19 protein-coding genes and 1 pseudogene are annotated in these 20,330 nt (G+C 67.9%); 12 read left to right on the forward strand and 8 right to left on the reverse strand.

The window, feature by feature from the left end:
- Positions 1-52: 52 nt before the first annotated feature.
- Positions 53-2,080 (reverse strand): sodium-translocating pyrophosphatase, encoded by a 2,028-nt coding sequence (locus tag FJU31_RS14765; RefSeq protein WP_150455417.1) that lies wholly within the window; start codon positions 2,078-2,080, stop codon positions 53-55.
- A gap of 288 nt (positions 2,081-2,368) precedes the next feature.
- Between FJU31_RS14765 and FJU31_RS14770 the strand changes: the two genes are divergently transcribed.
- Positions 2,369-2,872: a hypothetical protein gene (locus FJU31_RS14770; protein ID WP_150455418.1), complete on the forward strand. Its 504-nt coding sequence runs from the start codon at positions 2,369-2,371 to the stop codon at positions 2,870-2,872.
- Positions 2,873-2,940: 68 nt separating this feature from the next.
- Here FJU31_RS14770 and FJU31_RS14775 read toward each other — a convergent pair whose 3' ends face one another.
- Positions 2,941-4,197, reverse strand: a complete 1,257-nt coding sequence (locus FJU31_RS14775; protein ID WP_150455419.1) for a 6-phosphofructokinase — start codon at positions 4,195-4,197, stop codon at positions 2,941-2,943.
- Between the two features lie 136 nt (positions 4,198-4,333).
- Here FJU31_RS14775 and FJU31_RS14780 point away from each other — a divergent pair, with 136 nt between their 5' ends.
- From FJU31_RS14780 to FJU31_RS14790, 3 genes are all read left to right on the forward strand, one after another.
- Positions 4,334-4,897 carry an adenylate kinase gene (locus tag FJU31_RS14780; RefSeq protein WP_150455420.1) on the forward strand — a complete coding sequence of 188 codons (564 nt, stop codon included), beginning with the start codon at positions 4,334-4,336 and terminating at the stop codon, positions 4,895-4,897.
- A gap of 330 nt (positions 4,898-5,227) precedes the next feature.
- Entirely contained in the window at positions 5,228-6,592 is a 1,365-nt protein-coding gene (gene mpl / locus FJU31_RS14785; RefSeq protein WP_150455421.1) for a UDP-N-acetylmuramate:L-alanyl-gamma-D-glutamyl-meso-diaminopimelate ligase, read from the forward strand.
- Positions 6,589-7,167: an LON peptidase substrate-binding domain-containing protein gene (locus FJU31_RS14790; RefSeq protein WP_079223110.1), complete on the forward strand. Its 579-nt coding sequence runs from the start codon at positions 6,589-6,591 to the stop codon at positions 7,165-7,167. The genes mpl and FJU31_RS14790 overlap by 4 nt, the downstream gene beginning before the upstream one ends.
- Positions 7,168-7,402: 235 nt before the next feature.
- Here the strand turns inward: FJU31_RS14790 and FJU31_RS14795 are convergent, their stop codons facing one another.
- Positions 7,403-9,397: a bifunctional DedA family/phosphatase PAP2 family protein gene (locus FJU31_RS14795; protein ID WP_150455422.1), complete on the reverse strand. Its 1,995-nt coding sequence runs from the start codon at positions 9,395-9,397 to the stop codon at positions 7,403-7,405.
- An 85-nt stretch (positions 9,398-9,482) separates the two neighbouring features.
- On the opposite strand from FJU31_RS14795, the gene FJU31_RS14800 reads away from it, so the two are divergent.
- On the forward strand, positions 9,483-10,145 hold the full coding sequence (locus tag FJU31_RS14800) for a serine/threonine-protein kinase (protein ID WP_150455423.1): 663 nt from the start codon (positions 9,483-9,485) through the stop codon (positions 10,143-10,145).
- The gene (locus tag FJU31_RS14805; RefSeq protein WP_150455424.1) at positions 10,142-10,687 is read left to right on the forward strand and encodes a DUF2867 domain-containing protein; all 546 of its coding nucleotides are present in this window, start codon (positions 10,142-10,144) and stop codon (positions 10,685-10,687) included. Before FJU31_RS14800 ends, FJU31_RS14805 begins: the two co-directional genes overlap by 4 nt.
- 95 nt (positions 10,688-10,782) lie before the next feature.
- On the opposite strand, the gene FJU31_RS14810 is transcribed toward FJU31_RS14805, so the two are convergent.
- The gene (locus FJU31_RS14810; RefSeq protein WP_150455425.1) at positions 10,783-11,463 is read right to left on the reverse strand and encodes a hypothetical protein; all 681 of its coding nucleotides are present in this window, start codon (positions 11,461-11,463) and stop codon (positions 10,783-10,785) included.
- 84 nt (positions 11,464-11,547) lie between these two features.
- On the opposite strand from FJU31_RS14810, the gene FJU31_RS14815 reads away from it, so the two are divergent.
- The 3 genes from FJU31_RS14815 to FJU31_RS14825 all read left to right on the forward strand — a co-directional run bounded on the left by FJU31_RS14815 (position 11,548) and on the right by FJU31_RS14825 (position 14,454).
- Complete coding sequence (locus FJU31_RS14815; RefSeq protein WP_150455426.1) at positions 11,548-12,390, forward strand: SDR family oxidoreductase; 843 nt, start codon at positions 11,548-11,550, stop codon at positions 12,388-12,390.
- A gap of 91 nt (positions 12,391-12,481) precedes the next feature.
- On the forward strand, positions 12,482-13,471 hold the full coding sequence (locus FJU31_RS14820) for a YiiG family protein (RefSeq protein WP_150455427.1): 990 nt from the start codon (positions 12,482-12,484) through the stop codon (positions 13,469-13,471).
- 32 nt (positions 13,472-13,503) lie between these two features.
- Positions 13,504-14,454, forward strand: a complete 951-nt coding sequence (locus tag FJU31_RS14825; protein WP_150455428.1) for a YiiG family protein — start codon at positions 13,504-13,506, stop codon at positions 14,452-14,454.
- A gap of 97 nt (positions 14,455-14,551) precedes the next feature.
- Here FJU31_RS14825 and FJU31_RS14830 read toward each other — a convergent pair.
- A pseudogene (locus FJU31_RS14830) lies at positions 14,552-15,423 on the reverse strand (ion transporter).
- 63 nt (positions 15,424-15,486) lie between these two features.
- Between FJU31_RS14830 and FJU31_RS14835 the strand changes: the two are divergent.
- A complete protein-coding gene (locus FJU31_RS14835; RefSeq protein WP_150455430.1) occupies positions 15,487-16,713 on the forward strand; it encodes an acetylornithine transaminase in 1,227 nt (408 codons plus the stop codon).
- A 75-nt stretch (positions 16,714-16,788) separates the two neighbouring features.
- Here the strand turns inward: FJU31_RS14835 and FJU31_RS14840 are convergent, their stop codons facing one another.
- On the reverse strand, positions 16,789-17,391 hold the full coding sequence (locus FJU31_RS14840; protein ID WP_150455431.1) for an HAD-IA family hydrolase: 603 nt from the start codon (positions 17,389-17,391) through the stop codon (positions 16,789-16,791).
- Between the two features lie 124 nt (positions 17,392-17,515).
- On the opposite strand from FJU31_RS14840, the gene azu reads away from it, so the two are divergent.
- Positions 17,516-17,965, forward strand: coding sequence for an azurin (azu, locus tag FJU31_RS14845; protein ID WP_150455432.1), 450 nt, complete (start codon positions 17,516-17,518; stop codon positions 17,963-17,965).
- A 107-nt stretch (positions 17,966-18,072) separates the two neighbouring features.
- Here the strand turns inward: azu and hemL are convergent, their stop codons facing one another.
- Positions 18,073-19,362, reverse strand: coding sequence for a glutamate-1-semialdehyde 2,1-aminomutase (gene hemL, locus FJU31_RS14850; RefSeq protein WP_150455433.1), 1,290 nt, complete (start codon positions 19,360-19,362; stop codon positions 18,073-18,075).
- 16 nt (positions 19,363-19,378) lie between these two features.
- On the reverse strand, positions 19,379-20,005 hold the full coding sequence (gene thiE / locus FJU31_RS14855) for a thiamine phosphate synthase (protein WP_150455434.1): 627 nt from the start codon (positions 20,003-20,005) through the stop codon (positions 19,379-19,381).
- A 34-nt stretch (positions 20,006-20,039) separates the two neighbouring features.
- On the opposite strand from thiE, the gene FJU31_RS14860 reads away from it, so the two are divergent.
- Positions 20,040-20,264, forward strand: coding sequence for a rubredoxin (locus FJU31_RS14860; RefSeq protein ID WP_150455435.1), 225 nt, complete (start codon positions 20,040-20,042; stop codon positions 20,262-20,264).
- The last annotated feature ends 66 nt before the right edge of the window (positions 20,265-20,330 follow it).

Consider the following 20,330-nt stretch of genomic DNA (forward strand, 5'->3'; position numbering starts at 1 on the left):
CCCCTCGACTCTACGGGGCGTGGCTCCGACCCCATCCACGCATGGCGTGGATCTACAGCAGCGGCACCAGCAGCAGCGCCACGATGTTGATGATCTTGATCAGCGGATTGATCGCCGGGCCGGCGGTGTCCTTGTACGGGTCGCCCACCGTGTCGCCGGTCACCGCGGCCTTGTGCGCCTCACTGCCCTTGCCGCCGAAGTGGCCATCCTCGATGTACTTCTTGGCGTTGTCCCAGGCGCCGCCGCCAGTGGTCATCGAAATGGCCACGAACAGGCCGGTGACGATGGTGCCGATCAGCAGGCCGCCCAGCGCGCGTGGCCCCAGCAGCAGGCCCACCACCACCGGCACGGCCACCGGCAGCAGCGAAGGCACGATCATTTCGCGGATGGCCGAGCGGGTCAGCATGTCCACGGCCTTGTCGTACTGCGGCTTGCCGGTGCCCTGCATGATGCCGGGGATCTCGCGGAACTGGCGCCGCACTTCCTCGACCACCGCACCGGCGGCGCGGCCGACCGCTTCCATCGCCATCGCGCCGAACAGGTAGGGAATCAGGCCACCAATCAGCAGGCCGATGATCACCGTGTGGTCGCTGAGGTCGAAGCGGAACTCCTGGCCGGGGTTGGCCGCCTGCAGGTTGTGCGTGTAGTCGGCGAACAGCACCAGCGCGGCCAGCGCTGCCGAGCCGATCGCATAGCCCTTGGTCACCGCCTTGGTGGTGTTGCCCACCGCATCGAGCGGGTCGGTGATGTCGCGGATGTCCGAGGGCAGCTCGGCCATTTCGGCGATGCCACCGGCGTTGTCGGTGATCGGACCGTAGGCATCCAACGCCACGATCATGCCGGCCATCGACAGCATCGCGGTGGCGGCGATGGCGATGCCGTACAGGCCGGCCAGCGCATACGCACCCCAGATCGCCGCACACACGGCCACCACCGGCAGGGCGGTGGACTTCATCGAGATGCCCAGGCCGGCGATGATGTTGGTGCCGTGGCCGGTGGTCGAGGCCTGCGCCACGTGCTGCACCGGCTTGTACTGGGTGCCGGTGTAGTACTCGGTGATCCACACGATCAGGCCGGTCAGCACCAGGCCGATCAGCGCGCAGCCGTACAGCGCCAGCGGGCCATGCACGTTGTCGCTCATCAGCCCGGTGGTGATGGGGTAGAACGCGATGGCCGCCAGCACGCCGGAGACGATCACGCCCTTGTACAGCGCGCCCATGATCGAGCCGCCTGGCTTCACCTTCACGAACAACGCACCGATGATCGACGCGATGATCGACACCCCGCCCAGCACCAGCGGGTAGAGCACCGCGTTGGCACCGGCCTCGCTCAGCATCAGGCTGCCCAGCAGCATCGTGGCGATGACGGTGACCGCATAGGTCTCGAACAGGTCGGCGGCCATGCCGGCGCAGTCGCCCACGTTGTCACCGACGTTGTCGGCAATCACCGCGGGGTTGCGCGGGTCGTCCTCGGGAATACCGGCTTCCACCTTGCCCACCAGATCGGCGCCGACGTCGGCGCCCTTGGTGAAGATGCCGCCACCAAGGCGGGCGAAGATCGAGATCAGCGAGGAGCCGAAGGCCAGGCCGACCAGGGCGTGCAGCGCTTGTTCCACCGGCAGCCCCATGCGCAGCAGCAGTGCGTAGTAGCCGGCCACGCCCAGCAGGCCGAGGCCGACCACCAGCATGCCGGTGATGGCGCCACCGCGGAACGCCACGTCCATCGCCGCGCTGATGCCGTTGCGTGCCGCCTCGGCGGTGCGCACGTTGGCGCGTACCGAGACATTCATGCCGATGTAGCCGGCCGCGCCGGACAGCACCGCACCGACCGCGAAACCAATGGCCGTGTACCAGCTGAGGAACACGCCGACCAGCACGAACAGCACCACGCCGGCCACGCCGATGGTCAGGTACTGGCGGTTGAGGTAAGCGCGTGCGCCTTCCTGGATCGCGGTGGCGATCGCGATCATGCGTTCATTGCCGGTGGGTTGGCGCAGGATCCAGCGCGCCGAGATGATCCCGTAGAGGATCGCGAGAATGGCGCAGCCCAGCGCCAGTGACAGCCCATGACGTTCCAGCATCAGACCCCTCCGCAGAATGGATGGTGAGCATCCAGTGGCGATGAACGGCACCACGAGGGGGACGACGGGTTGCAGCCTGGAACCAACCCGTACCGACCGAAACGGTCGTCCGACGTATGGCGGTGTTCAGCATTCCCTGGTGCCCGCAGTATGCGTCCCTCCGCGCCCGGATGGTAGCGCCGGGCCATGCCCGGCGAGCGCAGCGGCATGCTTTGAGAGCCACAGACCCTTTGCACGCCGTTAAGCCACCTTCTGCAAGCCTGCGCACAGTCCTGACGGAGATCCCCCATGCGCCTGTCCCTGCTGATGCTTGCCGCCCTGGTCCCGGCCCTGCCGGCGCTGGCCGCGGAAACCCCCGAACTGCAGCGGGCGGTCGGCGCACCACAGTCGGTGGGTGCGGTGCATACGTTGCGGCAGATTCCCGAAGCCTGCGCGCGCCTGGAAGGCGTGTTCACCGGCCAGGCCGCCGAGCCGTACCGTTTCTCCGCCGTGCGCACCAGCGAGCAGTGCCAGCCGCGTTCGCGCTTCGTCGATTACGCAAAGGCACAGCCCAGTGCTGACAAGGGCTGGAAGCTCAACGACGTGATCCGTGTGCCCAATGCCGCCTGCCCGGCGCAGCAGGCGGTGGTGCGGGTGTGGCGCCTGCCGGTCAACAACACCCAGGCGCTGGATGGCCAGGGCCAGTCGCGCATCTATCTGGAAGAAGCGAAAAAGCAGGCGGCCGCCGGCAAGATCCCGCAGGTGACAATGTTTGCCGCGCAACTGCAGGTGGAAGGCAAGGCCTGTAATTGATACGCGTGGGTGCCGACCGTGGGTCGGCACCGATGTCGCATCCACGCATGGCGTGGATCTACTGACGGTCAGCCTTCGAACGCGGGCAACTTCTGCTTCACCGCTACGTTCTTCAGCGCCACGTACTTCGGCAGCCCGTCAGCGCCGTAGGGCAGGGGGGCTTCGCCCTTGATCAGCGGCGACAGGTAGGCGCGTGCCTTGGCGGTGATGCCGAAACCGTCGCGGCGGATGAAGCCGGCCGGCATCTTCTTCTCGTGGTTGGCGATCTTCGCCAGCGGTGCGGCCTCGATCTTCCAGCGGTAGGGCGCGTCGCTGCTGCGCACGATCACCGGCATCACCCCGTTCTGGCCCTTCAGCGCCAGCTGCACGGCCGCCTTGCCCACCGCCTGCGCCTGTTCCCAGTCGGTCTTGCTGGCCAAGTGCCGGGCCGAACGCTGCAGGTAGTCGGGCAGGGCCCAGTGCACCTTCAGGCCCAGCTGGTCCTTGACCCGGCCGGCCAGGTGCGCGGCCACGCCGCCCAGCTGCGAGTGGCCGAAGGAATCCTTGCCACCACCGGCATCGGCGACGAAGCGGCCATCGGCGGTGGCGATGCCCTCGGAGGCCACGACCACGCAGTAGCCGACGCGCTCGACCACGGCCTTGACCTTGGCCAGGAAGGTCGCCTCGTCATAGGCACGCTCGGGCAGCAGGATGATGTGCGGGGCTTCGTCCTCGCCGTTGCCTGCCAGGCCGGCGGCGGCGGCCAGCCAGCCGGCATGGCGGCCCATCGCCTCGTAGATGAAGACGCGGGTGGAGGTCTCGGCCATCGCCGCCACGTCCAGCGCGGCCTCGCGCACCGAGACCGCGGTGTACTTGGCCGCCGAGCCGAAGCCCGGGCAGGTGTCGGTCACGGCCAGGTCGTTGTCGATGGTCTTGGGCACGCCGATGCAGGTCAGGTCGTAGCCGGACGCCTTGGCCAGCAGCGAGACCTTCAGCGCGGTATCGGCCGAGTCGTTGCCGCCGTTGTAGAGGAACCAGCGCACGTCGTGGGCGCGCAGCACCTCCAGCAGGCGGTCGTAACGGGCCCGGTCGGCCTCCAGCGATTTCAGCTTGACCCGGCACGACCCGAAGGCGCCGCCCGGGGTGTGGGCCAGGGCGCGGATGGCGGCGGCACTCTCCTTGCTGGTGTCGATCAGCTCCTCGCGCAGGGCGCCGAGGATGCCGTTGCGGGCGGCCAGGACCTTGATGCCCTTGGCCCGGGCCTGCTCGATGACCGCCGCGGCGGTGGCGTTGATGACCGCCGTGACGCCGCCGGACTGGGCGTAGAGGAGGGTACCGTTGCGCATGCTTCTACCTGCTCGCTGAGGGGGACATTGCAGTGACATTACCCGTATGCGCTAAAGTGGCGCTATTGCGGTGCAGCGATACCGGTCCGTCCGGGGCGCGAACTTTCTTTGTTTTCAACACGTTGGAGTCAGGTCAATGCGATTGGTTCTGTTGGGACCGCCCGGTTCGGGCAAGGGGACGCAGGCGGCGCGCCTGAAGGAAAAGCTGGGCATCGCCCATATTTCGACCGGTGACATGCTGCGCGCGGAAATCGCCGCGGGCTCGGAGCTGGGCAAGCAGGCCAAGGCGGTGATGGATGCCGGCAACCTGGTGTCCGATGACATCCTGCTGGGCATGCTGGAGTCGCGCCTGACCCAGGCCGATGTCGCCAAGGGCTTCATCCTGGACGGCTACCCGCGCAATGTGGCCCAGGCCAATGCGATGGACGGCCTGCTGGCCAAGATCGGCCAGCCGCTGGACGCCGTGGTGCAGCTGGACGTGGCCACCGAGCTGCTGGTCGAGCGCATCGCCGGCCGCGCGCAGGAACAGGGCCGCGCCGACGACAACCCGGAAGCGGTGCGCCAGCGCCTGCAGGTCTACAACGACCAGACCGCCCCGGTGGTCGACTTCTACGCCGGCCGTGGCACCCTGGCCCGCGTCGATGGCGTTGGTGACCTGGACGAGATCGAAGCCCGCATCCTGGCGGCGATCAAGGGTTGATGGCGGTTGGCCGGCCCTGCGTCGGCCACCCTGCAGCGACAACGAAACAGGCCTGATCCTTGCGGACCAGGCCTGTTTCGTTTCATAGGTGCCAGCGATGAGCTTGCTCAGGGCTCCGCAGCATGAGCTCCCTTGGGGATGGCCTCTTGGGGAGTAGGACCGGTTCGGGTACTACGGCTGGCTTCCTGAATTGTGTACGGGTTCACATACCTGCGCTATCGGGAATTCCCTGACAGACGATTGGACTTTTCTCACAAGCGCTGTAGGAGTTGTCTGACCCCACTGCCGACAATGGCCCTATACAGCCGTGATCGGTCACAATCCCCGGTCATGAGCAGCGTACATATCCTTGCAATCGCCGGCACCTTCATGGGTGGCGTGGCCGCCCTGGCGCGGGAACTGGGCCATACGGTCAGTGGCAGCGACCAGGCCATCTATCCGCCGATGTCCACCCAGCTGGAGCAGCTGGGCATCGCCCTGGACCAGGGCTACCGCGCCGACAGCGTGCCGCCGGGCACCGCCGAGGTGGTGATCGGCAACGCCCTGTCGCGCGGCAACCCGGCCGTGGAAGCCGTGCTCGATGCCGGCCAGCGCTACATCTCCGGCGCGCAGTGGCTGTCCGAGCAGGTGCTGCCGGGCCGCGACACACTGGCCGTGGCCGGCACCCACGGCAAGACCACCACCACCACCATCCTCACCTGGCTGCTGGAAAGCGCCGGGCGCTCGCCGGGCTTCCTGATCGGTGGCGTGGCCGAGGATTTCGGCGTCTCCGCACGCCTGGGCCAGGGCCGCGAGTTCGTGGTCGAGGCCGATGAGTACGATACCGCCTTCTTCGACAAGCGCAGCAAGTTCGTGCACTACCGGCCGCTGGTGGCCATCCTCAACAACCTCGAATACGACCACGCCGACATCTTCCCGGACGTGGAGGCCATCGAGCGCCAGTTCCACCACCTGGTACGCACGGTGCCCGCGCGCGGCCGCCTGATCGTCAATGGCGAGGACGCGCACCTGGCCAAGGTGCTGCAGATGGGCTGCTGGACCCCGGTCGAGCGCTTCGGTTTCGACCCGGCGCTGGAATGGCATGCCGAGCTGCTGGCCGCCGATGGCAGCGCGTTCCGCGTGCATCACCGTGGGCAAGCGCTGGGCGATGTGCACTGGTCGCTGCTGGGCCGCCACAACGTACTCAACGGGCTGGCCGCACTGGCCGCCGTGCATGCGGTGGGCGTGGCCCCGGCCGAGGTGATCCCGGCGCTGGCCCGCTTCCGCAGCGTCAAGCGGCGCATGGAAGTGATCGGCAGCCATGACGGCATCACCGTCTACGATGATTTCGCCCACCACCCCACCGCGATCGCGACCACGCTGGATGGCCTGCGTGCCAAGGTCGGCGACGCGCGCATCGTGGTGGCGATGGAGCCGCGCAGCAACTCGATGCGGCTGGGCGCACACGCGCAGGCGCTGGCACCGTCGCTGGCACTGGCCGACGAAGTCGTTTTCCTGCACCGCCCGGAACTGGCCTGGGATGCCGCTTCGGTGATCGCCGCCGTGCGTGGCCAGGCCCATGCCGTGCCCGATACCGATGCACTGCTGGCACAGCTGCAGTCCAGCGTGCGCAGCGGTGACCACGTGGTGTTCATGTCCAACGGTGGCTTCGACGGCGCGCCGCGCCGCTTCCTCGCCGTCCTGCAGGCCCGATGAGCACCGACGTTTCGCTGCCGCTGTTTCCGCTGCACACCACGCTGGTGCCCGGCGCGGCGGTTGGCCTGCGCGTGTTCGAGCGCCGCTACCTGGACCTGGTGCGCGACACCGGCCGCAGCGGCGAGGGCTTCGGTGTCTGCCTGATACTGGAAGGGCAGGAAGTGGGGGAGCCGGCTACCCCGGCGGCCTACGGTGTGCAGGTCCGCATCGAGGATTTCGATGTCGGCGCCGATGGCGTGCTGCAGCTGCGCCTGCGCGGTACCCGGCGTTTCCATGTCGAGCGTACCCGCGTGCGCGACAACGGCCTGGTCGTGGCCGATGTGCGCTGGTGCGAAGAAGACCCCGATGACGAACTGAAGCCGCAGCATGCGCTGCTGGCCACGGTGCTGGGGCACATCATCGAGCAGGCAGGCGAAGCCTATGCACCGGCCAACCCGGCGCTGCTGGACCAGGCCAGCTGGGTTGGCTGGCGGCTGGCCGAACTGCTGCCGCTGGGCGAACAGCAGCGGTTGCAGCTGCTGCAGATGGACGATCCGCACCAGCGGTTGCAGCAGTTGCTGGGCTGGATGCCGTAACAGGCATCCACGCGTGGCGTGGATCTACGCCGCCGGGCATGGTCCACGCACCGGTAGCGCCGGGCCATGCCCGGCGGATCCGTCACGGCATGGTCCACGTTCCGGTGGCGCCGTGCCATGCCCGGCGGATCCATCACGGCGTGGTCCACGTTCCGGTGGCGCCGTGCCATGCCCGGCGGATCCATCACGGCGTGGTCCACGTCCCGGTAGCGCCGGGCCATGCCCGGCGGATCCATCACGGCTGCGTCTTCAACCGCAGCACCGGCAACCCGGTCTCGGCGTGCACGTCCTCCTGCTGCGGCATGCCCTGCACGGCCTCCTTCACCGCGTTGAACGCGGGATCGATGCCACGCACCGGGTGCCACATGCCGATCCACTCGAAGTGGCGCTCGTAGCGCAGGGTCTGCGCACTGCCCAGCCACAGCGGCACGTCGCCCGGCTGCAGCTGGCCCGGTGCCGGCCACAGGCGCAGCACATAGCGCTCTTCCGGCTTCGCTCCCTGGCGCACCATCAACAGTGCTTCCACGCGCGTTTCCAGCGTGGCGGGCAGCACCGGCAGTTCGTCGGCGCCGGTGTTCTTGTCCAGCATCAGCAGGGCTTCTTCCCAGCCCGCCTGCGCCTGCACGGTCCAGCCACGCGCTTCCAGCTGCGCCTGCAGCGGTGCCAGCGGGCCGGCCACCTGCACATCCAGCGGCCAGCGCTGGTCATCGTCGAACTCGTTGCGGCGCGCCGGCAGTTTGGCCCAGTCGTGCTGCCACCAGGCCTGCATGTCCATGGCCTGCGGTGCCGGCAGGGTCGGTTCGAAGCGTTCCAGCTTCACCGGGATGTTGCGCGGCGCGTACCACATCGCCGCGACCGCGAAGACGCCGTAGAACAGCCACGCCACCGGCTTCACCCAGAACGAGCGGTTGAAGCGGCGGCGGTAGGCGATGCCCAGCACCAGCAGCCAGAACGTGCCGAACAGCATCCCGCCGATCACATCGCTCAGCCAGTGCGCGCCCAGGTACAGGCGCGCGAAGCCGATCAGGCTGACCACGATGCCCGACACCAGGTACGGCCAGACGCGGGTGCGGCCGGGCATTTCGCGGGCGATCAGCACGGCGAAGAAGCCGAAGGTGATGGTGGCCATGGTCACCGACACCGAGGGGAAGCCGAAGCCGCTGCTGGCATCGACCGGCCGCACCACGTCCACGGTGGTGCCCAGCAGCTTGGTCAGTGCCAGGCCGAAGGCCAGTGCGGCCAGCCAGTGCGCGGCGGCCATCCAGCGCCGGCGCCACACCAGGTAGCCCATGGCCGCGGCGGTGGCCGGCATCAGTACCTGCCATGCGCCGAGCGAGGCCAGTGCCGCCATCGGGTAGTCGGCCAGCGGGTTGCGCAGGGCCAGCATGGCCTGGTGCACCAGCAGGTCGATGGCCAGCGGTTCGCCATGGGCGACCACCACGGTCAGCAGCGCGAACCAGCCCCAGCCCAGCAACAGCAGCATCAGCGCCAGCATCGCCAGCGGTACCGATTCACGACGCTTGGGGTCGAGCACGCCCACCGTGTAGCGGCCCAGCGTGGGGTGGCGGTTGGACCAGTCCAGCAGGCGCGCCAGCCAGTGGTCCATGCGCGCGGCCGACCAGCGGTAGCCGTACAGCACGATGGCCCAGACCAGGCCGAGGATGACCACCAGCAGGCCGACCACCACCACCAGGCGTCCAGCAACAGCGGCAACCGCGTCATACGCCTCGCCCAGGATCCAGCCCGGCGCCAGGAACAGCACCGCCCAGGACAGGCTGGCGATGCCGCTGGCCTGCACATAGCGGCTGGCCGGCATCTTCAGCATGCCGGCGATGGCCGGCACGAACGGCCGGATGGCACCGACATAGCGCGCGATCAGGATGCTCTTGAAGGCATTGCGGCGGAACAGGTTCTCGCCGCGGTCCAGCAGCTGCGGGTAGCGGCTGAACGGCCAGACCCCACGCAGGCGGTCGCCCCAGCGGCGGCCGATCCAATAGCTGATGCCATCACCGGCAAACGCACCCAGCGCCGCCGCGGCCACGGCATACGGCCCGGAGATCTGCCCCAGGCCGATGAACACGCCCACCGCAAACAGCAGGGGCAGCGCCGGCACGATGGCGCCGAGAATGATGACCGCATCGCAGAAGGCGATCAGAAAAATAACCGCGCCCGCGAGTACGGGATGGGCGGCAATCCACGCGAGGGTGGCGTCGATCCATGAAGAGTCCATTGCCCGATTATAGAGGCGTGAAGGTGACTGGTTCCCAGCGGCTTGGTGACCGTTTGCAACCCGCGCCATCGCCTAGAATGGGCGCATGCCGCACTCGACCGACGCTCCAATGCATGCCCTGAAGGCCGACAGCTTCGGCCGCATCCTGCTCGTGCAGGGGCCGCAGGGCCCCTTCGTGCGTCGCGACCTGGGCGCAACGCCGCTGTGGCTGCGCGTGCCGGCGTGGTGGCTGGCCCGCCGCGAAGCACGCGCGCTGCGGTATATCGAGGGCATGGCCGACGTGCCGCAGCTGCTGGACTGGGATGGCCGCCACCTCGACCGCAGCTTCATGGCCGGCGATGCCATGTACCAGCGCCCGCCGCGTGGCGACCTGGCCTGGTTCCGTGCCGCGCGCCGGCTGCTGCAGCAGCTGCACCGGCGCGGCGTGGCGCATAACGACCTGGCCAAGGAAGCCAACTGGCTGGTGACCGAGGACGGCCGCCCGGCGCTGATTGATTTCCAGCTGGCGGTGATCGGCAACCCGCGTTCGCGCTGGATGCGCCTGCTGGCCCGCGAAGACCTGCGCCACCTGCTCAAGCACAAGCGCATGTACTGCCGCGAGTCGCTCACCCCGGTGGAGAAGCGCGTGCTCAAGCGCACCTCGTGGGTGCGCGAGCTGTGGTTCGCCACCGGCAAGCCGGTCTACCGCTTCGTCACCCGCCGCATCCTGCATTGGGAAGACAACGAAGGGCAGGGGCCGAAGCCGTGACCGCAGAGCAGGTGGTGACCGCGCCGCCGAGTGTGGACAGCGTGCTGCGCGCGCAGTTGCCCGGAGCCGACTTCGTGCACGCCTGCCAGGCCAGCACCCGGCGCGACGGCCGCAGCGCCCTGCTGGCTTACCGCGACATGGCCGCGACCATTCCTGGCTGGTTCGATGGCCTGATGGCGCTGCGCAACCGCGGCATGCGCCTGCTCGGCATGAAGGACCTGGGTTCGTTGCGCGCCGTGCAGGAGACCGCCGCGCCGCGACCGGGCCAGCGTCTGGGCATCTTCACCCTGCAATCGCTGGATGAGGACGCCATCGTGCTGGAAGACAACGACCGCCACCTGCGTGTGCAGCTGGTGCTGCAGTGGCACGGCGACGTGCTCGAAGTGGCCACCGTGGTGCATACCCACAACGCGTTTGGCCGGGTATACATGCTGCCGGTGGCGCCGGTGCATCGATGGATCGTGCCGCACCTTCTGAAGAAGCAGGTGCAGGCGTACCGCCGGAAGCCAGGCGGTTCGGTAGAGTCGAGCTTGCTCGACTGAAGCGCCAGGAGCAGTCGAGCAAGCTCGACTCTACGGCAGGTGCAGCGTCTTGCCTGTCGCCGGGCCATGCCCGGCGGGCACGCAACGTTCCTGCACTACGGCGTTGCCGGCACCACCTGCTGGCCGATGAAATTGCGCTTGCCGTCGAAGTCATAACCGATCTGCAGCTGGCCTACATCCGGGCAGGCATGGCAGTCGCGCAGCGGCGTGCGGTACAGCAGGCGGATGCCGCCGCCATCAAGCGGTGCAGTACCGGCCGCCTGTGCGGGTGCGAACGGCGTGGCCTGAGGATGCGCGGCCAGCACGGCCTGCACGCCCGGATCGGCACGCAGGGTGTCGTCCAGCTGCACCGCGTCGACATCGATGCGCTTGCCACCGGCATCCACCAGTCGCGTGCCTTCGTTGGTGTTGGCGCGGAACGGATACTCCACCGTGGCCACGCCCAGGCCATCGTGTTCATGCCAGGCCGTCACATAGGCCAGCTCGCCGCCGGTGGACAACTGCTCGGCAGCGGCGACGGCATCGGCGCTGGCGCCGGCGGACTTCATCGTTTCAGCCAGGCACGCGCGCGTTGCACTGTTCTCACCTTGGCGGCATGCGTTGAGGTCGCCATCCCAGACCACCGACTCGCTCCAGCGCAGTGAGCCATCGGTGGCCTTGTTGGCGGCAGGCGCATCGCCGGTGGCGGGTTCGGTGCCGGGTTCCGGCGAATGGCCTTGGCAGGCGGTGAGCAGGGCCAGGCCCAAGGCAGGCAGCAGCAGGCGGGAACGGCGCATGGCGTAAACCTCGTGCGTGTGACCGGGGCATCAGTATCGTCAACGCGCGGTGAACTCCGCGTCGGCGCGGCATACTGGCGGCTCATGGCATACGCTGGAGTGTGGAACGTGGGCAGTCTGCGAGGCAAAACCCTTTTCATCACCGGTGCCTCGCGTGGCATCGGCCTGGCCATCGCACTGCGCGCCGCGCGCGACGGTGCCAACGTGGCCATCGCCGCGAAGTCGTCAGTGCCCAACCCGAAGCTGCCCGGCACCATCCACAGCGCCGCCGAAGCCGTGACCGCGGCCGGCGGCCAAGGCCTGGCGCTGAAGTGCGACATCCGCGAAGAGGAGCAGGTGAAGGCGGCCGTGGCCGCGACGGTGGATACCTTCGGTGGCATCGACATCCTCATCAACAATGCCAGCGCGATCTGGCTGCGCGGCGCGCTGGACACACCGATGAAGCGCTTCGACCTCATGCAGCAGGTCAATTCGCGCGGCAGTTTCCTGTGCGCGCAGGCCTGCCTGCCGTACCTGCTGCAGGCGCCCAATCCGCACATCCTCACCTTGGCCCCGCCGCCCAGCCTGGCACCGAAGTGGTGGGGCCCGCATACGGGCTACACGCTGGCCAAGATGGGCATGAGCTTCGTCAGCCTCGGCCTGGCTGCGGAATTCGGCCCGCAGGGCGTGGCGATCAATGCGTTGTGGCCGCGTACGGTCATCGCCACCGATGCGATCAACATGATCCCCGGTGTGGATGCGGCCGGCTGCCGTACGCCGCAGATCATGGCCGACGCCGCGCACGCGGTGCTGGTGCGCGAGGCCGCCGGTTTCCACGGCCGCTTCCTGATCGATGACGAGGTGCTGGCCGAAGCCGGGGTGACCGATCTGTCCCGCTACGCCGTGGACGCGTCGCGGCCGCTGCTGCCGGATCTGTTCCTCGACTGACTGCGGTAGGAAATGCTACGGGGATTGAGCCGGCCATCACGGCGGGCTCGGTTAGAATACGCGGCTGTAATCGTTTTCAAGGAAGGCCCGCATGCCCCGTATTCTTTCTTCCACCGCGCTGGCTGCTGCGCTCGCGCTTGCCCTGTCTGCCTGCGGCAATACACCTGCCGGCGACCAGGCCACGTCGGGCTCGGCCGAGCAGCGCGCTGCGACGGCTGCCGTGGACGCGCAGCAGCAGCTGACCGCCAAGCTCAACGCCTACATCGGCTGTTTCAACGCACTGGATTCAAAAACGCATGACAGCATCCAGTCCTACACGCGTTGGATCAAGGATGTCGACGCAGGCCCGACCGGCCGCGAATCGAGCATCTACGGGCCCTTCGAGATCAGCGATTACGACATGAAGCAGTGCGACGCCCCGCTGACGGCAGCGATTGCGGCCAAGCCTGCACTGGCCGAGCTCGATGACGCTGCCGGCCGCTACCAGCAGGCGCTGAAGGCGCTGGCGCCGGTCAGCAAGGAGGCCCACGACTACTACGAGCGGCAGGATTACGAAGACGACCAGTTTGCCAAGGCCAAGCAGATGCACGGCCCGCTGATGGTCGCGTTCAAGCAGTTTGTCGCAGCGAGCGAGCAGTTCAATGCTGAACTCGAACGCCAGAACGATGCCGCGCAGCGTGAGCAGCTGAAGGTGCTGGAGCAGGCCGAGGGCCGCACCCGCGAGTACTACCGCCTGGCGATGATGCTGGAAGCCAAGGCCATCGTGGAACTGATGACGCAGGACGCGTTCGACACGGCCAAGGCGCAGGAGCGTCTTGACGCCTTCAACCGCATTTCGGACGAAGCGCATGCCAAGGTGGCAGATCAGGAGCCTGGCAAATCCGACTGGGAAGGCTTCGAGCGCGAGGCGGAAAACTTCCGCCGCCAGGGCAAGGAACGGCTGCAGCGAGTCAGCGAAAAAAGGCCCTACAGCAGGTTCGAGAGCGGCATGCTCGACTCTCCGTCGATGGCGCCGCAGGGCTCGCCAAGCAAGCTGATGCAGGAATATAACGCGCTGGTCTTCCAGAGCAACCGCCAGTAAGGTCCCCTGTTTTCTGCATGCAAGGAACTGAAGTGAACGCTTCTGTACGTGTACTGCCGGTGCTGCTGCTGGGTGCCGTGGCCGGCCTGTCCGGCTGCAACAAGTCTACCGGCCTGTCGCTGCCCGATCCCAGCCTGGCCAAGGTCAATGCCTATATCGAGTGCTACAACGGTGTCGAGCAGCCCATCCACGAGGGCTACGAGACCTACACTGGCTGGATCAAGGATGTCGAGGCCGGCCCGACCGGCAAGGAAGCGCAGCCGCGCTCGCCGGGCAAGGTGCTGTCGCACCGCGTGGAGTACTGCGGCCAGCCGCTGACCGACGCGCTGGCGATGACGCCTGCGACGCCCTTGGATGCGCCGGTGCGTGAATACCAGCAGGCCTTCCAGGCTCTGTACGCGAAGATCGAGCAGGCCGATGGCTACTTCAGCCGCGAGGAATTCCGTCGCGATGGCGGCGAAGGCATGCGCAGCCAGCACGCACCGCTGATGCAGGCCTATGCGGCCTTCTTCAAGGCCAGCGACGCACTGGACGTGGCGCTGGAAAAGAACGAGGAAGACCGCCGTGCCGCGCAGCTGAAGCAGATCGAAAAGAGCGAAGGCCGCTCGATGGCCTATTACCACCTGCGCCTGGTGGGCGAGGGCAAGCAGCTTGCGGTGGCTTTCCAGGAGGAGAAGCCGGACGTCACCGCGCTGCGTACGCGCCTGGCGGATTACGAGGCGCTGGTGAAGGAAATGCAGGCCGCCGGCATCGGCAAGGACGACCCGATGTGGGGCCATGTGCAGCGCTCGGCCGAGATGCTGATCCGCAAGGCCGGCCGTGGCATCGAGCGCATCGAGCAGGGCAAGCCGATCAGCGCCGAAGGCCTGGCCGCCGAGCGCAAGGCCTCCGGCAGCTGGCTCACCTCGGCCCCGGAAGGTGCGCAGTCGGACATCCTGGATGCGTACAACGACCTGGTGACCACCAGCAACCGCATGCGCTGACGGGTACCGACTCTGGTGGGTGCGGACCGTTGGTCCGCACTGTGCAGTGCTCTCATCCACGCATGGCGTGGATCTACTGGTTCCGGACGGCGTGGATCTACGTGTTGAAGATATCCGGCAGGGCACTGCCGCACCGGCGGCAATGGCGCGCGTCGGGCTCGTGGCCTTCCAGCCCGCACTGCGGGCAGCCACGTGCATCCCGGCGCGCGGCCATCTCGGCATCGCGCATGGTGTTGGCCAGTTCGGCGGTGTAGATGCCCGTGGGCACGGCGATGATGCTGTAACCGATCAGGATCAGCACCGAGGTGACGAAACGGCCGAGCACGGTCTGCGGCACGATGTCGCCGAAACCGACCGTGGCCATGGTCACTACCGCCCAGTACATGCTGGCCGGGATGTTGCTGAACCCATGCGCCGGGCCCTCGATGATGTACATCAGGGTGCCGGCGATGATCGTGATGGTGATGACCGTGAACAGGAACAGCAGGATCTTGCGCCGGCTGCGCCACAGCGATTGCAGCAGGATGCCGCTTTCCTCGATGTAGCGGGTCAGCTTGAGGATGCGGAACACCCGCAGGATGCGCAGCGCGCGCACCACCAGCAGGCTCTGCGCGCCGGGGATGAACAGCGACAGGTAGGCAGGCAGGATCGACAGCAGGTCGATGATGCCCCAGATGCTGACCGCGTAGCGCAGCGGCCGCTTCACCACCGCCAGGCGCAGCAGGTATTCGATCGTGAACAGGGCGGTGAAGCCCCACTCGATGACGTACAGCCCGTCCGACCACGCCACGTGCAGGTGCTGCACGCTGTCGATCATCACCACCCCGATGCTGGCGATGATCGCCACCACCAGGATCAGGTCGAAATTGCGCGACGGCCGGGTGTCGTGGCGGTAGATGATGTCGAACCAGGTGCGGCGCCAGCCGGACGCGGTGGCGGGGTTCAGCTGGGGGCGGAAAACGGGCGCATCCGCACATTGTGCCGCAGGGGCTGGGGGGCGAGAATGGGCATTCCCGAAACCAGCTCACCGCCATGACCGCCGCTACCGACCCGTTGATCTCCCTGTCGCACTACTACCTGCCGGTGTACAAGCCCCGCCAGGTGGTGTTGGAGCGAGGCCAGGGCGCCCGCGTGTGGGACAGCCAGGGCCGCGAGTTCATCGACCTGGCCGCCGGCATCGCCGTGTGCGGCCTAGGCCATAACGACCCGGACCTGGTGGCTGCGCTGGTCGAGCAGGCCGGCAAGCTGTGGCACACCAGCAACGTTTTCTACAGCGCGCCGCCGCTGCACCTGGCCGAGGAACTGGTGCAGGCCAGCCGCTTCGCCGAGCGCGTGTTCCTGTGCAATTCCGGCGCCGAAGCCAACGAAGTGGCGATCAAGATGGTCCGCAAGTGGGCCTCCAGCAAGGGTCGCCCGGCCGACAAGCGCGTCATCATCACCTTCCGCGGCAGCTTCCACGGCCGCACCATGGGCGCGGTGACCGCCACCGCCCAGCCGAAGTACCAGGAAGGCTACGAGCCGCTGCCCGGTGGTTTCCGCTACATCGACTTCAACGATGAGGTGCAGCTGGAAACCGCGATGGCCGCCGGCGACGTTGCCGCGGTCATGCTTGAACCGGTGCAGGGCGAGGGCGGCGTGATGCCGGCCAAGCCCGGCTTCCTCAAGCGCGTGCGCGAGCTGTGCGACCAGCACGATGCCCTGCTGGTGCTGGACGAGATCCAGGCCGGCATGGGCCGCACCGGCACCCTGTTCGCGCACTGGCAGGATGACGTGGTGCCGGACATGGTCACCCTGGCCAAGGCCCTCGGCGGCGGCTTTCCGATCGGCGCGATGCTGGCCGGCCCGAAGGTGGCCGAAACCATGCAGTTCGGCGCCCACGGCACTACCTTCGGTGGCAACCCGCTGGCCGCGGCCGTCGCCCGCGTGGCCCTGCGCAAGCTGGCCTCGCCGGAGATCGCCGCCAACGTCAGCCGCCAGTCGAAGGCGCTGCGCGATGGCTTTGACCGCATCAGCGAAGAGTTCGGCGTGTTCAGTGGCGTGCGTGGCCGCGGCCTGATGCTGGGCGCGGTGCTGAGCCCGTCCTTCGCCGGCCAGGCCGGTGCGATCCTCGACCATGCTGCCGACCAGGGGCTGCTGACCCTGCAGGCCGGCCCGGACGTGCTGCGCTTCGTCCCGTCGCTGAACATCACCGACGAAGAAGTGGCCGAAGGCCTCAAGCGCCTGCGCGCGGCAGTTGCCGCGTTCATCGCCGCGCGCTGATCCCGGCGCAGGGGAACCCCTGTAGAGCCGAGCCCATGCTCGGCTGCTGCACGTAAGCCGAGCATGGGCTCGGCTCTACAGGATTGCATAGCGCTTCAACACCTTCCCCAACCCACGCCCGTCGCGCACGCTTTCCGCGTGCAGGCCGGCTGCGCGTGCGCCGCGCACGTTGGCGAACAGGTCATCGACGAACAACGTGTGTGCAGGTGCCACCTGCAGCACATCGAGCACACGCTGGAACACCGCCGGCTGCGGTTTGCGCAGGCCGAAATCGGCACTGCAGAACACCCGCCCGTGCAGCGCCGGGAACAGGCCCGGCAGCAGCTGGGGCAGCGCCTGCACCATCAGCGCGCCGTTGTTGGTCAGCACTGCCAGCGGCATCTGCAGGTGTTCAAGGCGCTGCAGCACCGCGTCCTGCGGATGGCTGGCGGCCTGGCGTGCGGCGATCCAGGTCTGCGCATCCACGGTGCGGCCCAGCAGTTCTCCAAGACGCGCCAGATAGGTCGTGCCATCCAGCGCGCCGCTGTCGTGTGCCGCTTCCAGCCCACTGCCGTACAGCGCCGCCTGCACGGCATCGGCGCTCACATCCAGCGCCTGTGCCAGATGCAGCACGCGCTGCGCGCGCTGGTACTGCACCAGCACGCCATCCACATCGAGCAGCAACAGGTCGATCCGCATCGCCTGAGCATGCCATTGCCGTTGGTGCGCGAACACTCTCTGCTGCGTGCATGCGACAGACGGTCGCAGCCGGTGGCGCATGGCCCTGCCTAGAATGGTCGGTGAACCCGCAGGAGACGCAACGATGAAGGCTTGGATGGTGGCAGTGGGACTGGGTGCGCTGATGCTGGCGCCGTCGGCGATGGCGCGCGTGTGCGCGGTGAGCATCGACAGCACCGACCAGATGAGCTTCAGCACACGCCAGATCAAGGTGGCTGCCGACTGCAGCGAAGTGGACCTGACCCTGCGCCACACCGGCAAGCTGGCAGCCACGGCGATGGGCCACAACTGGGTGCTGACCCGCACGGCCGATTACCAGCCGGTGGCGATGGCCGGCATGCGCATGACCCTGGCCGACAGCTACCTGCCCAAGGCCGACAAGCGCGTGCTGGCGCACACCAAGGTGATCGGCGGCGGCGAAACCACGCGCGTGCATTTCTCGACCAAGGGCCTGCAGAAGGGCGGCGATTACACCTTCTTCTGCTCGTTCCCCGGCCACTTCGCGATGATGAAGGGCAGCTTCGTCTTCGGTTGATGCCGTTTGTAGAGTCGAGCCATGCTCGACTGCACGCGTGCCAACCAAGGTTGGCACCCACCAGATGCGGCAGTGCCAACCAAGGTTGGCACCTACCAGAGCAGGGCTCAGCCCTTGGCGGCCTTGAACGCAATGCGGGCGGCGGCCAGGGTGGCTTCGATCACGGCATCGTCGTGCGCGCTGGACATGAAACCGGCCTCGTAGGCCGACGGCGCCAGGAACACGCCCTGGTCCAGCATCGCGTGGAAGAAGCGGTTGAACGCCGGGATGTCACAGGCGGTGGCCTGTGCATAGGTCTCCACTTTTTCGCCGGTGAAGAACAGGCCGAACATCGCACCCACGCGAGTGGTGGTCACGGCCACGCCGGCTTCGGCGGCGGCCGCTTCCAGGCCTTCGCACAGACGCGCCGTGCGCGCGGCCAGGTCGTCGTGGAAGCCCGGCTGCGAGACCAGTTCCAGCATCGCCAGGCCGGCGGCCATCGCCACCGGGTTGCCGCTCAGCGTGCCGGCCTGGTAGATCGGGCCGGCCGGGGCGATCTGCTGCATCAGCTCGCGGCGGCCACCGTAGGCGCCGACCGGCATGCCGCCGCCGATGATCTTGCCGAAGGTGCTCAGGTCCGGGGTGATGCCGTAGTGCGCCTGCGCGCCGCCCAGGGCCACGCGGAAGCCGGTCATCACTTCATCGAAGATCAGCAGCGCGCCGTATTGCGTGCACAGCGCGCGCAGGTGCTGCAGGTAGCCGTCGCGCGGCGGGATGCAGTTGGCGTTGCCCACCACCGGTTCGATGATGAGGCCGGCGATGTCGCTGCCCTGCGCTTCGAACAGCGCGGTGGCGGCGTCGAAGTCGTTGTAGGGCAGGGTCAGGGTCAGCTCGCTCAGGCCGGCCGGCACGCCCGGCGAGGTCGGCACGCCCAGGGTCAGCATGCCGCTGCCGGCCTTGACCAGGAACGAATCGCCATGGCCGTGGTAGCAGCCCTCGAACTTGACGATGCGGTTGCGGCCGGTGGCGCCCCGGGCCAGGCGGATGGCCGACAGCGTGGCCTCGGTGCCCGAGTTGACCATGCGCACCATCTCGCAGGACGGCACCAGGCGGGTGATGGTTTCGGCCATGGTCACTTCGGCCGCACAGGGCGCGCCGAAGGACAGGCCGTTGTCGATGGCCTTCTTCACTGCCTGGCGCACGGCCGGGTGGTTGTGGCCAACGATCATCGGGCCCCAGGAACCGACGTAGTCGATGTAACGGTTGCCGTCGACGTCGTACAGGTAGGCGCCATCGGCGCGCTCGACGAAGAACGGCTCGCCGCCGACGGACTTGAACGCGCGCACCGGCGAATTGACGCCACCCGGCAGCAGCTGCTGGGCGCGGGAGAACAGAGCGTGGGACTGGTCGTGGTTCATGGGACTTTCCTGCGTGTTACGCGAACTGGGCGAGGAAGGCGCGCTGGGTCGCGACCGGGTCCTGCGCGGCATAGATGCCACTGACCACGGCCACCAGGTCGGCGCCGGCATCGATGATGGGACCGACATTGTCCGGCGTCAGGCCGCCGATCGCCACCCGCGGCACACCCAGTGCGGCGCTTTGCCGCAGCAGGTCGGTGTGGGCGCGGCTGCGGGTGACCTTGGTGGTGGTGGGGTAGAAGGCGCCGAAGGCCACGTAGCTGGCGCCGGCGGCCACGGCCTTTTCGGCGTTGGCCAGCTGGTCGTAGCAGGACGCGCCGATGATGGCGGCCGGGCCGAGCAGGGCGCGCGCGCTGGGGATGTCGCCGTCGGTGCCGCCCAGGTGCACGCCGGCCGCGCCCACGGCCAAGGCCAGCTGCGGGTCGTCGTTGATGATGAGCGGCACGCCGTGGGCGGCGCACAGCGCCTGCAGGGCGGTGGCCTGTTCCTGGCGCAGCGCGTCGCTGGCGGTCTTGTTGCGGTACTGCAGCCAGGTGGCGCCGGCGGCCAGCAGCGGCGCCGTGCGCGCCAGCAGGCGTGCGGTATCGGGTTCATCCGGGGTGATCAGGTAGACGCCGCGGGGCGCCGGGGAAGCAGAAGTCATCGATGGCTACCGGTGAGTGGGCCGCGATGGGACAATGGCGGCCCGTGAATCCAGCCCTGATTATCCGATGAGCGACGCCCCCCCCACCACCTTGCGTACCTGGATGTGCGTGGTCTGCGGCTTCATTTACCGTGAAGCGGACGGTCTGCCAGAAGAGGGCATCGCCCCGGGCACGCGCTGGGAGGACATTCCCGAGACCTGGACCTGCCCCGACTGCGGGGTGACCAAGGACGATTTCGAGATGGTCGAGATCGATTGATCGAAGGCCGCCGGGCATGGCCCGGCGCTACCTGTGGGGGCGGACCGTTGTGGTAGGTGCGGACCG

The organism is Stenotrophomonas cyclobalanopsidis, assembly GCF_008710035.1.
GTDB lineage: Bacteria > Pseudomonadota > Gammaproteobacteria > Xanthomonadales > Xanthomonadaceae > Stenotrophomonas > Stenotrophomonas cyclobalanopsidis.